General features: G+C 64.5%; 9 protein-coding genes, 1 tRNA gene and 2 pseudogenes. 5 read left to right on the plus strand and 7 right to left on the minus strand.

What is annotated here, in order from left to right:
- Positions 1–31: 31 nt before the first annotated feature.
- On the minus strand, positions 32–427 hold the full coding sequence (locus M2337_RS15315) for a hypothetical protein (protein WP_264570929.1): 396 nt from the start codon (positions 425–427) through the stop codon (positions 32–34).
- A 106-nt stretch (positions 428–533) separates the two neighbouring features.
- Between M2337_RS15315 and M2337_RS15320 the strand changes: the two are divergent.
- From M2337_RS15320 to M2337_RS15345, 5 genes and pseudogenes are all read left to right on the plus strand, one after another.
- Positions 534–2874 (plus strand): annotated as a pseudogene (locus tag M2337_RS15320) (ATP-dependent helicase).
- A gap of 288 nt (positions 2875–3162) precedes the next feature.
- Positions 3163–4512: pseudogene (locus tag M2337_RS15330) on the plus strand (MFS transporter).
- A gap of 67 nt (positions 4513–4579) precedes the next feature.
- Entirely contained in the window at positions 4580–5503 is a 924-nt protein-coding gene (gene cysK / locus M2337_RS15335) for a cysteine synthase A (RefSeq protein WP_264570932.1), read from the plus strand.
- 177 nt (positions 5504–5680) lie between these two features.
- Positions 5681–6340, plus strand: a complete 660-nt coding sequence (locus M2337_RS15340) for a cell wall hydrolase (RefSeq protein WP_264588611.1) — start codon at positions 5681–5683, stop codon at positions 6338–6340.
- A complete protein-coding gene (locus M2337_RS15345; RefSeq protein ID WP_264588612.1) occupies positions 6277–7092 on the plus strand; it encodes a hypothetical protein in 816 nt (271 codons plus the stop codon). The genes M2337_RS15340 and M2337_RS15345 overlap by 64 nt, the downstream gene beginning before the upstream one ends.
- 77 nt (positions 7093–7169) lie before the next feature.
- Here the strand turns inward: M2337_RS15345 and M2337_RS15350 are convergent, their stop codons facing one another.
- The 6 genes from M2337_RS15350 to lon all read right to left on the minus strand — a co-directional run bounded on the left by M2337_RS15350 (position 7170) and on the right by lon (position 13275).
- Entirely contained in the window at positions 7170–8975 is a 1806-nt protein-coding gene (locus M2337_RS15350) for an acyl-CoA dehydrogenase C-terminal domain-containing protein (protein ID WP_264570934.1), read from the minus strand.
- A 23-nt stretch (positions 8976–8998) separates the two neighbouring features.
- On the minus strand, positions 8999–9433 hold the full coding sequence (locus tag M2337_RS15355; RefSeq protein WP_181560264.1) for a MerR family transcriptional regulator: 435 nt from the start codon (positions 9431–9433) through the stop codon (positions 8999–9001).
- A gap of 111 nt (positions 9434–9544) precedes the next feature.
- Positions 9545–9934: a phosphoribosyl-AMP cyclohydrolase gene (hisI, locus tag M2337_RS15360; protein WP_264570935.1), complete on the minus strand. Its 390-nt coding sequence runs from the start codon at positions 9932–9934 to the stop codon at positions 9545–9547.
- An 85-nt stretch (positions 9935–10019) separates the two neighbouring features.
- Positions 10020–10096, minus strand: a tRNA-His gene (locus tag M2337_RS15365).
- A 256-nt stretch (positions 10097–10352) separates the two neighbouring features.
- A complete protein-coding gene (locus M2337_RS15370) occupies positions 10353–10625 on the minus strand; it encodes an HU family DNA-binding protein (RefSeq protein WP_181560266.1) in 273 nt (90 codons plus the stop codon).
- Between the two features lie 253 nt (positions 10626–10878).
- The gene (gene lon, locus M2337_RS15375; protein WP_264570936.1) at positions 10879–13275 is read right to left on the minus strand and encodes an endopeptidase La; all 2397 of its coding nucleotides are present in this window, start codon (positions 13273–13275) and stop codon (positions 10879–10881) included.
- Positions 13276–13372: the final 97 nt, after the last annotated feature.

Genomic DNA, 13372 nt, shown 5'->3' on the forward strand with positions numbered 1-13372 from the left:
CGGACGCCGACCTCAGCAGAAGCTCGGTTAGTTACTGCCCGCCGGGGTTCTTGCACCCGTCCTTCACGGTGCGCGAGCAGACCGGATATTCTGCCGGGGGCTGCGGAGCGGTCTGCTCCACGGGCCGCTGCGGCATCATCTCAACCTGGCCACCACCCGGGGGCGGAGGCGGCGGTGGCGTCATCGTGCCGCCGGGTGCAGGGGGCGGCGGCGGCGGGTTCATGCCATCACCGGGCATGGGGTTACCAGTCGGCGGGGGCATGGTGTCCGTCCCGCCCGGCATCGGCCCGGGTGTGTCGCCCGGCATCGGCGCGGTCGCGGACGGCGGGCCGGCTGGCGCTCCACCCGGAGGCGGCATGTCTTGTGCGTGGGCAGCGAAGGCCAGTGCCGAAGCGGCACCGCAGGCGAGAATGGTTGAGAAGCGCATGATCGCATCCTCCTATGAGTGATCGTTCTTGTGGGATGGAAATCCCGCAGCGGGACAGCCGTTCCGGTCGAACCATCCGCCGCAGACCGCCGGGGGCGTAATCGGGATGAAGCGGTCTGAACGCACGCCAAGGCCCTTGCCCCAGCCCCACCCGTTCCCTAGTTGTTCGCCTGTGACCGATCCTTTGCCAGCCCCCTCTCCTGCCGACCCGCCTTATATCCAGGGCCTCAATGCGCCGCAGCGCGAGGCTGTGCTGACCACGGAAGGGCCGGTTCTGGTTCTGGCGGGCGCGGGCACGGGCAAGACGGCAGCGCTGACAGCGCGCCTCGCGCATCTGGTGGCGACCCGCCGCGCATGGCCATCAGAGATCCTGTGCGTCACCTTCACCAACAAGGCCGCCCGCGAGATGCGCGAGCGCGTGGGGCGGATGATCGGCGAGGCGGTCGAGGGCATGCCCTGGCTCGGCACCTTCCACTCCGTCTGCGCCAAGATGCTGCGCCGCCATGCCGAACTGGTCGGGCTGCAGAGCAACTTCACCATTCTCGATACCGACGACCAGTTGCGCCTGATGAAGCAGATCATCGTCGCCGAGGGGATCGATGAGAAGCGCTTCACCGCCCGCGCGCTGGCCGGGCTGATCGACAAGTGGAAGAACAAGGGCCTCACCCCCGGCGAAATCGACGCGGGCGAGAGCGAGGCCTTCGCCAATGGCAAGGGCGCGGCGATCTATGCGCTGTATCAGGCCCGCCTGCGCGCGCTCAACGCGTGCGATTTCGGCGATCTGCTGCTGCACATGCTGACGATCTTCAAGACCGATCGTGAGGTGCTGGAGCAATATCAGCAGCGCTTCCGCTACATCATGGTGGACGAGTATCAGGACACCAATACCAGCCAGTATCTCTGGCTGCGGCTGCTCGCCCAGCAGCGCAAGAACATATGCTGCGTGGGCGACGACGACCAGAGCATCTATAGCTGGCGCGGCGCGGAAGTGGCGAACATCCTGCGCTTCGAGCGCGATTTTCCTGGCGCCGCGATCATCCGGCTGGAGCAGAATTATCGCTCGACGCCGCATATCCTGGCCGCGGCCTCCGGCGTCATCGCGCAGAATGGCGGGCGGCTCGGCAAAACCTTGTGGACGCAGGAGGCCGATGGCGAGAAGCTGCGCGTCATCGGCGTGTGGGACGGGCCGGAAGAGGCCCGCCGTGTCGGCGAGGAGATCGAGTCGCTGGAGCGGCAGGGCGTCGGCGCCGAGAAGATCGCCATTCTCGTGCGCGCCTCCTTCCAGACCCGCGAGTTCGAAGACCGCTTCATCCAGATCGGCCTGCCCTATCGCATCGTCGGCGGCTTCCGCTTCTATGAGCGGGCCGAAATCCGCGATGCGCTGGCTTATCTTGCGCCTCGTCAACAGCCGGCGGATGATCTTGCCTTTGAGCGGATCGTCAACGTGCCCAAGCGCGGCCTTGCGACAAGGCGGTCGAGGAAGGTTCACCGCCTCGCCGTGCCTTGGCCGAGCCGCTCACCAGCGCCGCCGCCCGCATTCTCGACACGGACGAGCTGACCCCCGCAGGCGCGGCGCTCGCTGGGGCGGTTCATCGGCGATCTCGCCCGCTGGCGCGATCTCGCCAATGCGATGACCACGCCGATCTCGCGCGCCAGATTCTCGACGAGAGCGGTTACACCGCTGCGCTGCAGGCCGAGCGTACGACGGAGGCCAGCGGGCGGCTGGAGAACCTGCAGGAACTCACCCGCGCCATGGAGGAATATGAGACGCTCGGGGCCTTCCTCGAGCATGTCAGCCTGGTCATGGACAATGAGGCGCAGGCCGATGAAGCCAAGGTCACGCTGATGACCATCCACGCCGCCAAGGGGCTGGAGTTCGACACCGTGTTCCTGGCGGGCTGGGAGGATGGCCTATTCCCCTCGCAACGCGCGCTCGATGAAGGCGGCCTTGCCAGCCTGGAGGAAGAGCGCCGGCTGGCTTATGTGGCGATCACCCGCGCGCGCCAGCGCTGCCTGATCCTGCACGCCGCCAACCGACGGGTCTATGGCCAATGGACCAGTTCCATCCCCTCCCGCTTCATTGGCGAATTGCCCAAGGAGACGGTGGAGGAGGAAACACCATGTCCGGCGGCGCCAGCCTATGGCGCGCCAACTGGTCCGAGCGGGACGACCCCTTTGCCAATGTCGCTCGGGGCTCGGGGCGCGGACCGGGCTGGCAACGGGCGCAAAGTCAGTTCTCGCGTGAGCCGACGCGCCTCGTCGAGGCACGGCAGAGCGCGGTGAGCCTCGGAAACAAGGGCCGCAGCGACGTCAGCCTCGGCACCCGCGTCTTCCACCAGAAGTTCGGCTATGGGACGGTGACGGGCATCGAGGGCAACAAGCTGGAGATCGATTTCGAGCAGGCCGGCGCCAAGCGGGTTCTGGACAGCTTCATCAGCCTCGCCTGAGGTGCGGTACCTCAGGCGGCGCAATTGTGTTCATGACGCCGCAGGTGCGCCAGGAAAAATGACAAGCCGCTTTATTTCCTGATGACTCATTACCCTGTTTTCTTAGGGCGGAGCTGCGACCCGAAGGGCGCTGGCAGCCCCAGTGCTCAAACTCGGCCCGGCGGAGCGTGGGTTCCTGCCGGGCCTTTTTCGTTCCGCCTAAGCGAAGGCGCGCGGCAATCGAAAATCTTTGCCCTGCGCGCGTTTTGGTCCGTTGCGCCGTCGCCAGCCTTGCGCCAAGGAACATGCATGGTCAGCCCATCTTCTCGCGAGCCTGACGGCACCGCCGGGCGCAAGCCACCGACCCATCCCTTTCAGATCGGCGCCTTCCGCGCCTATCTGATGGTCCGCCTGTCGACGATCCTCGCATCGAACGGCATGGCGCTCATCATCGCGTGGGAAGCCTACAACATCGCGCGCCAGACCATGTCGCCCGGCAGTCCGCGGCGCAGCTGGGGCTCATCGGCCTCATCCAATTCGTCATGGTCTTTGTGCTGACCCCCTTTGCGGGACTTGTCGCGGACAATTATTCGCGGACCCGCATCGCCATGGGCACGCTCTCGCTGCTGCTCTTCTCGGCAGGGATTTTGGCACTTTCCAGCTACGAAGGATGGATCAGCCTGCCGTTGATCTTCGCCCTCGCCGCGCTGATCGGCTTTGCCCGCGCTTTCCAAGGGCCAGCGCTCGGCTCTTTGGGCCCGAACATCGTCCCCAAGGACCTGCTGCCCCGCGCCATCGCGTTCAGCAGCATGTTCTGGCAGGCCGGCAGCATCGTCGGGCCGGCCGTCGCCGGCTACGCCTATGCCTTCAAGCCCTATTTTGCCTATATGTTCAGCAGCGCGCTGTTCGGCATGGGCGGTCATCGGCATGATCTTCGTCGGCAAAGTCCCGCAAGCGGCCCGCCAGCGCGACCGTCATCCGATCGGCCAGATCATCGACGGCCTCACCTACGTGCGCACCAACCGGCTGGTGTTCGGCGCCATCACGCTGGATCTGTTTGCAGTGCTGCTCGCCGGCACCACAGCGCTTCTGCCGGTCTATGCGCGCGACGTGCTCGATATCGGCTCGCAGGGCTTGGGGCATCTTGCCGCAGCGCCGGGCATCGGCGCGGGGCTGACGGCGCTGTTCTTCTCGTTCCGGCCGCTGCGCCACAATGTCGGGCTGAAGATGATGCTCTCGGTCGGCATCTTCGGGTTGGCGACGATCGTCTTCGGGCTCACCGCCTTCATGCCGCAGCAGACCGCGATCATCGTCGCCCTGTTCGCCATGGCGACGTGGGGCAGTGCGGACATGTTCTCGGTGTTCGTGCGCCAGTCGCTGATCCAGCTCCACACGCCCGATGACATGCGCGGGCGCGTGACCAGCGTTTCAATGATGACGATTTCCGCCTCGAATGAGCTGGGCGATGCCGAGTCGGGCTTTCTCGCCGCGCTCATCGGGCCGATCGCCGCTGTGATTGCCGGCGGCGTGGGTGCAATCGCCATTACCTTGTGGTGGTCGCGCCTTTTCCCTGAATTGCGGAACGCCCGGACGTTCGATCCGCCCGACGTTCATTTCCGGCCTTCCCACGCGGGCGCTGCTCCCGCAAAAGAAGGATAGAGTCCGCCCCTTGCAAATCTCTATCAATTAAGTTTTAATTGATCGATCGCCTTATGGAGGATTGCCCATGAAAGTCTCGTCCATTCTCGAAACGATCGGCGGCACGCCGCACATCCGCTTCAACCGCCTGTTTGGCGATGCGAATGTCTGGATCAAGTCCGAGCGCTCGAACCCCGGCGGATCGATCAAGGACCGCATCGCGCTGGCCATGATCGAGGCTGCGGAAAAGGACGGCAGCCTCAAGCCCGGCGGCGTCATCGTCGAGCCAACCTCAGGCAACACCGGCATTGGTCTTGCCATGGTCGCCGCCGTGAAGGGCTATAAGCTCGTCCTCGTCATGCCCGAGAGCATGAGCCTTGAGCGCCGCCGCCTGATGCTGGCCTATGGTGCCAGCTTCGACCTGACCCCGCGTGAAAAGGGCATGAAGGGCGCCATCGAGCGCGCGCTGGAAATCGTGGCCGCCACACCCGGTGCGTGGATGCCGCAGCAATTCGAGAATCCGGCCAATATCGATGTCCACGTCCGCACGACGGCGCAGGAAATCTTCAACGACTTCGCCGATGAGCCGCTGGATGCACTAATCACTGGTGTCGGCACCGGCGGCCACATCACCGGCTGCGCGCAGGTACTCAAGGCGATGTGGCCGGGCCTCAAGGTCTTTGCCGTGGAGCCGACGCTCTCCCCGGTCATCAGCGGCGGCGCGCCCGGCCCGCACCCCATCCAGGGCATCGGCGCCGGTTTCATCCCGGCCAATCTGCACACCGATCTGCTGGACGGCGTGATCCAGGTCGATCCCGCCAATGCCAAGGATTATGCCCGCCGCGCTGCCAGCGAGGAAGGCGTGCTGGTCGGCATCTCCTCCGGCGCCACGCTGGCCGCCATCGCTCAGAAGCTGCCGGAACTGCCCGCCGGCGCCAAGGTGCTGGGCTTCAATTACGACACTGGTGAGCGCTATCTTTCTGTGCCGGACTTCCTGCCCGAAGCCGGCTGATCCGGGTCGACCATCCTGTGCCGGCGAGCCGTTAAGACTTGCCGGCCGGATTTTCCCGTTATGGCACGGCGGTCCCTGCGACCGGGCGGCTGGCCGTGCCGCTCTTGCCTAACGCTGCCTAAAGGCACACATACCGCCCCTCTCTGGCCGCGCATGGCGGCTTTGGCGGAAGGACGTATGGCAAGCAACGGTCTGATTGCGCGAAAATCGGCATTCCCGGCGCTCTCTTCGCGCCAGGGCCGACTCGTGCTGGCCGGCCTTCTAGGGCTGATCCTCACCAGCGCTCTGGCGCTGCTCGCCATCGGCAATCGCTCCAGCGTTACCGCCCTGCCCGGCAGCGAGACCGTGAGCACAGCCCTGCCCAAGGCACCGGATAACAGCCCCGTGCCCGTCGTCGAGCCGCTGGTGCTCGACGCCTCCCACCCCGATCAGGCGCGACAGCTGAACGCGCAGATCCCCTTCTCGACCGCGCCCAATCCTGCCCCCCGCCCCTTCACGTTCAAGGGCGATGCGGTGGCACTGGGCCGCGCAACCGACTGCCTTGCCGCCGCAATGATCTATGAGGCCGGCGACGACGCCAAGGGCCAGCGCGCCGTGGGACAGGTCGTGCTCAACCGCCTGCGCCACCCCGCCTTCCCCAAGACGGTGTGCGGCGTGGTGTTTCAGGGGCAGGAGCGGGCCACCGGCTGCCAGTTCACCTTCACTTGCGATGGCGCCATGGCGCGCCGCCCGTCCACGGCAGCCTGGATCGCGCCCGGGGCAATGCCGCGCGGATGCTCGCAGGCGATGTCTATGCGCCCGTGGGCTACAGCACCCATTATCACACCGACTGGGTGATGCCCTATTGGAGCAAGTCGCTCGACAAGGTCGCGGCGGTCGATACGCACCTGTTCTTCCGCTGGGAGGGCTGGTGGGGCACGCCGCCGGCCTTTGCGCGGAGCCTCAGCATCGCTGCCGAGCCTGCCATCGCCAAGCTCGCCGCCTTGTCGCCCCTTCACGCCGATGATAGCGCGTTGGCCGGCACCCTGCCCGGTTCGCTGATCGACGATGCCACCGCTCCCGCGGCGCTTGGTGCTGCGGATATCGGCAAGCGCATCGGCCCCGGTCGGCTGGCTGCCATCGAACCCGGCGGCACAGGGTTTGTGATGACACTCGATCCGGGCGGCGACCCGGCCCGCTATGCCGACGCCGCCGCGCGCCTGTGCGCCGGGCGCGCGCAGTGTCGCCTGCTGGCCTGGACGAGCGATAAGGCGACGCCGCGCAGCTTCCCGGTCGCGGAAACCAGCCTCGCCTCCATGTCATTTTCCTATATCCGCATGAAGGACAGCGGCATCGAGCGCACGCTCTACAATTGCGACGAGTTCCGCGACGTGCCGCGCGTCAACTGCATGGTCCGCCGCACGCCGAGCGCACCCGCGCCCAAGCTGCTGGCCGACGAACGCGGGGAAGCCTCGCAGATCAAGCTGCCTGCCGGCGCACGTCCGGTCGCCGACATGCAGCGTGGCGAGCTGGTGCCGCTCAAGCCCGGCGATGCCGCGCTATTCAAGGCACCGCTGCGGGCTGATGCGCCGGCATCTGCAAAGCCCTGAACCTCAGCCATCGACGTGAAAACGGCTCCCTCTCCGGAGAGAGGAAGCCGCTTCTTGGTCCCGCAGGATAAGCCCGATCAGGCTGCCGTCAGGAACGCCTCGGGCGGCAGTTCCATCAGCACCTCGGCGCCGCCCTCGATCTTGCGACGCAGCGCGCCGGCTTCCGGCATGATGCGCTCGGCGAAGTAGCGGGCCGTCACCAGCTTGGCCTTCATGTAATCGGGGTTGCCCGTACCCGCATTGAGCTGCGCCTGCGCGGCCATCGCCATGCGCAGCCACATCATGCCCGTCGCGACGATGCCGGTGATGTGCATATAGGCATAAGCCGCAGCCCCGGCATTGTTCGGGTTCTGCATGGCGTTCTGCATCAGCCACATCGTCGCGGCCTGCAGTTGCTGATTGGCCTTCTCCAGCGCCTCAGCAATAGCAGCCGTCTCCGGCACGGCCTTGCCGGCGGCGACATCCTCGGCGACCATCTTGAACAGCGCCTGCACCGCGCGACCGCCATTGGCGGGCAGCTTACGGCCGACCAGATCCATGGCCTGAACGCCATTGGTGCCCTCATAGATCATGGTGATGCGCGCATCGCGCACCGCCTGCTCCACGCCCCATTCGCGGATGTAGCCATGGCCGCCAAACACCTGCTGTGCCAGCACCGCGACATCGAAGCCCTTGTCCGTGCCATAGCCCTTGATGACCGGAGTGAGCAGCGAGATGATGTCGTCCGCCGCCTGACGCTCTTCCTCGGTCGGCGCATATTTGATGAGATCGACCTGCAGGGCGCCCCACAAGACGAGCGCGCGCAGGCCTTCGGTGAGCGCCTTGCACTCCATCAGCATCCGGCGAACATCGGGGTGCACGAACAGCGTATCGGCGGGCTTGTCAGGCTCGGCAGCGCCGGTCAGCGCGCGGCCCTGCCGCCGGTCCATCGCATAATGGACTGCCTGCTGATAGGCCAGTTCACCTTGCGCAAGGCCCTGAAGGCCCACGCCCAGTCGCGCCTGGTTCATCATGATGAACATCGCGGCGAGGCCCTTATTCTCCTCGCCGATCATCCAGCCGGTCGCATCGTCATAGTTCATGACGCAGGTCGCGTTGCCGTGAATGCCCATCTTGTGCTCGATGGAGCCGCAGGTGACGGCGTTGTGCGCGCCCAGCGAGCCATCGTCATTGACCATCATCTTGGGGACGAGGAAGAGCGAGATGCCCTTGCTGCCTGCGGGCGCACCCGGCGTCTTGGCCAGCACGAGGTGGATGATGTTCTCGGCCATGCTGTGCTCGCCGGCCGAGATGAAGATCTTGGTGCCGGTGATCTTGTAGCTGCCATCATCCTGCGGCTGCGCGCGCGTCTTGATGAGGCCGAGGTCGGTGCCGCAGTGCGGCTCGGTCAGGTTCATAGTGCCGCACCACTGGCCGGAGACCATGTTGGGCACATATTTCTGCTTTAGCGTATCGTCGCCCTTGGCGAGGATCGCGCTGACCGCGGCGCCGGTCAGGCCGTGATACATGTTGAAGCCGTGGTTCGACGCCGTGAAATATTCCTCGGCGGCGATCGCCAGCACGATAGGCAGACCCTGCCCGCCATATTCCTCCGGCGCATGCAGCGTGGTCCAGCCACCCGCGACGAACTGGTCGAAGGCTTCCTGAAAGCCCGGCGGCGTCGTCACCGTGCCATCGTCATTGCGCTTGCAGCCAATCTGGTCGCCTACGGCATTGAGCGGGCTAAGCACCTCGCTGGCAAACTTGCCGCCCTCTTCGAGAATGGCCTGAACGATATCGCTGGTCGCCGAAGCAAAGCCGGGATTGTTCGTCAGACGCTCCAGCCCGACGATCTCGTTGAGGATGAACATGGTGTCGGCGACGGGCGCCTTGTAGCTGGGCATGGGCCTCTCCGTGGTAGAAAGTCTTAGTTGAGTTCGCCTGACAGGCGCTGATTTTCCTCGACGAGCGCGACGAAATTCTTCAGCTCTTCAATGGCTTCGTCGATATCCTGCCGCTGCCGCTGGAGCAATCCGATCCGCTCCTCGCATTTGGCGACGGTAAATTCGCGCTGGGTGCGCCGACCGTCGCCGGCATCGTACAGGTCGATCATGTCGCGGATTTCGGCCAGGCTGAATCCCACCCGCTTGCCGCGCAAGATCCAGGCGAGCCGCGCGCGATCGCGATGGCTGTAGACCCGCGTCAGGCCCTGCCGGCGCGGCGAGATGAGTTCCTCATCCTCGTAGAAGCGCAGAGCGCGCGGGGTAACTTCGAATTCGTCGCACAGGTCGGAGATCGAAAACTCTTCCCGCCCGTCCCGTTCCGGCTGGGGAATGCCGGCAATCATCTGGAGCTTCGTCATTGCATCCATCCTTCCATGAAGGTCAGACGCGCAGTTTACGTTTACGTCAACGGAAAATCAACCCCTCCGCGCCGTTGCTCCGGCGAGACCGAGCGACAGGTCCGTTACCGCTCAATGGGCGTGCGGCTCGCGATCGATCCATTCAAGCCCGTCATCCGTGACGCGGCGATAGAAGCAACTGACACGGCCGGTGTGGCAGGCCGGCCCCACGGGTTTGACCAGCAGCCAGATCGCGTCCTGATCGCAATCCATCCGCATGTCGACGATGTGGAGTTCGTTGCCGGACTCCTCGCCCTTGCGCCAGAGCTTGTCCCGGCTGCGCGACCAGAAATGGGCAACGCGCGTTTCGATCGTCGCGGCCAGGGCCTGCGCGTTCATATGCGCCAGCATCAGCAATTCGCCGGTATCGACATTGCTCGCCACGGCTGTGATCAATCCGTCGCGGTCATAGCGAGGACTGAGCCGCAGCCCTTCCTCCCGATCATCGTCTGCTTTTGCCATGCTGCGCCTATAGGCGGCGCGCGACGGGCTGTCAGCCCCGCGCACGCAGCGCGGCGGCCAGTCATCCAAATCTCGGAAAAGAAAATGGGGCGATCGACGGGATCCGAACCCGCGACCTCTGGTACCACAAACCAGCGCTCTAACCAACTGAGCTACGATCGCCACAGCGTCCATCGACGCTATCGAGAGGCGGCCCATAATGCCCCGGGAGGACCGCCGTCAAGCACAGAGCGCGCCCCTTTCGGGATTAGCACGCTTTTCCCGGCAGACCGGGCATCGTCAGCCTTCCCCCGGCTGAAAATCAAAAAGGCCAGGCAGAGCCCGGCCTTTGCCGACATGGGACGTCGCGTTCCCTGTCGGCGATCCAATCAAGCGGTGCCCCGGCCGGAAAGCGCGGGGCAACGATCGATCGAGTTGATTAGTTGACGGCGTCCTTGAGACCCTTGCCGGCCTTGAACTTCGGCTGGCTGGAAGCCTTGATCGCCATGGTTTCGCCGGTGCGCGGGTTGCGACCGGTCGAGGCCTTGCGCTGCGAAACGGAGAACGTGCCGAAGCCAACGAGGCGAACTTCATCGCCCTTCTTGAGAGCGGCGGTGATCGCGTCGAACACTGCCTCAACAGCCTTGTTCGCATCGGCCTTGGTGAGGCCGCTCTGATCCGCGACCGAACTGATGAGATCCTGCTTGTTCATGCCTTGGGAACCCCCTTCTTGAGAAAACTTGTGGTGGGAATCATGCGACGAAGGCGCGCATAAAGGCTTGCTTCGTCGCAAGTGTCAAAGAGATTTGCGCCTCAAACCCGTTAAAAACCCTGATTTACGCTGTTTTTCACGATGATCGGTCCGGTCCGGACGACGGACCGGCCCATTTATGACGATCCTTAACCGCCCTTAACTTCAAATCGGGCTGTTTTGGGCATCGGCGTCATGACGATCATCGCGAGACTCAGTGCCGCATCCGCTGCTCATGCTCGGCTGCCGAGCCGATCGGAGGCTGGGCGGCGAGATCATCTTCCTCGGACCAGTCGATCGGTGTCAACGCCCCGGTGAGCGCCCGGGCAAGCACCTCGTCCACATGGCTCACCGGCACGATTTCAAGGCCTTCCTTGATGTTCGCCGGAATCTCCACCAGGTCCTTCTCATTCTCCTGCGGAATGAGCACGGTCTTGATTCCGCCGCGCAGCGCCGCGAGCAGCTTTTCCTTCAGCCCGCCAATGGGCAGAACTCGGCCGCGCAGCGTCACTTCGCCGGTCATCGCGACATCCTTGTGGACGGGGATGCCGGTCAGCGTCGAGACGATGGACGTCACCATGCCGATACCAGCGCTCGGCCCATCCTTGGGTACCGCGCCTTCGGGAAGGTGGATGTGAATATCCTTGCGGTTGAAGATGCTCGGCTTGATCCCATAAGCCGGGGCGCGCGCCTTCACATAGGAGAAGGCCGCCTGCACCGACTCGGTCATCACGTCACCGAGCTTGCCAGTCGTCTTGATCTGGCCCTTGCCGGGGACCGTCACCGATTCGATGGTGAGCAGCTCGCCGCCCACTTCCGTCCAGGCAAGGCCGGTGACGGCACCGATCTGGTGCTCTTCCTCGGAAATGCCGTGACGGAACTTCCGTACGCCCGCATAATCGCCGAGATTCTCCGGCGTGATGGTGACGCTGGTTTCCTTACCCTCAAGAATCCGGCGGAGCGCCTTGCGCGCCAGCCGCGCAATCTCCCGCTCCAGCGTCCGCACGCCCGCTTCCCGCGTATAATAGCGAATGAGGTCGCGCAGCGCGGCCTCCTCGATGGCGAATTCGCCTTCTTTCAGCCCATGGGCCTCAATCTGCTTTTCGATCAGATGCCGCTGCGCGATCTCCAGCTTTTCATCCTCGGTGTAGCCCTCCAGCCGGATGATCTCCATGCGGTCGAGCAGCGCCTGCGGAAGATTGAGGCTGTTGGCAGTCGTGACGAACATCACGTCCGACAGATCGAGGTCGATCTCCAGATAATGGTCCTGGAACTTGCTGTTCTGCTCCGGGTCCAGCACCTCGAGCAGCGCGGAAGCCGGATCACCGCGGAAATCCTGGCCGAGCTTGTCGATCTCGTCGAGCAGCACCAGCGGGTTCATCGCCCCGGCCTTTTTGAGGTTGGACGCGATCTTGCCCGGCATGGAGCCGATATAGGTGCGGCGATGGCCCCGAATCTCGGCCTCGTCCCGCACGCCGCCGAGCGACTGGCGCACGAACTCACGGCCCGTCGCCTTGGCGATGGAACGACCGAGCGAGGTCTTGCCGACACCCGGCGGGCCGACGAGGCACAGGATCGGGCCTTTCAGCTTGTCGGAGCGCGCCTGCACGGCGAGATACTCGATGATCCGGTCCTTGACCTTGTCGAGCGCGAAGTGATCGGCATCCAGCACGTCCTGCGCCTTCACCAGATCCTTCTTGAGCTTGCTCTTCTTGCCCCAGGGCACGCCGAGCAGCGCATCGAGATAATTGCGGACCACCGTCGCTTCGGCCGACATGGGCTGCATGGAGCGCAGCTTCTTCAGCTCGGCTTCAGCCTTGCTGCGCGCTTCCTTGCTCAGGCGGGTCTTCTTGATCTTCTCGGTCAGTTCGGAAAGCTCATCGCCCTCCTCACCTTCGCCGCCGCCCAGCTCGCGCTGGATCGCCTTGAGCTGCTCGTTGAGATAATATTCGCGCTGGGTCTTCTCCATCTGGCGCTTCACGCGGCCACGGATTTTCTTCTCGACCTGCAACACGCCGAGTTCGCCTTCCATGAAGGCAAACACCATTTCCAGGCGCTTGAGCGGATCGCCCTCGACCAGCAGGGACTGCTTGTCGGCAACCTTCACGGCAAGGTTGGCCGCGATGAAATCGGACAGGCGGCCAGCCTCCGTGATCTCGCGCAATTGCGCGGCAGCTTCGGCCGGCAACTTCTTGTTGAGCTTGGCGTAATTCTCGAACTGGTCGGTGACCGAGCGCATCATCGCCTCGACCTCGGCGCCGCCCACGACGATATCGTCCAGCGGCGCCACGGTGGCGACGATATGATCCTCAGCATCCGTCAACGCGGTCAGGGAGGCGCGCTGCTTGCCTTCCACCAGAACGCGGACATTGCCATCGGGCAGCTTGAGCATCTGCACGATGCTGGCAATGACGCCCATGTCGTAAAGCGCTTCCCGGTCCGGATCGTCCTCGCTCGGGTCTAGCTGCGCGACGAGGAAGATGTCCTTGTCGCCCGCCATCGCCTTCTCAAGCGCCGTCACGCTCTTGTCGCGTCCCACGAACAGGGGCACGATCATCTGCGGGAAAACGACGATATCCCGCAGCGGCAAGAGAGGCAGATCAAGATCCATTGTCACTCCAATCCAGCCAGGGGGCCTTACCCCTGAGCCTGCGAACCGCCTTCGTGCAGAAGGGGCCGCTTCACAACCCGGTCGCTTTTCCCGCGCA

This window comes from Sphingobium sp. B2D3A, assembly GCF_025961795.1.
GTDB lineage: Bacteria > Pseudomonadota > Alphaproteobacteria > Sphingomonadales > Sphingomonadaceae > Sphingobium.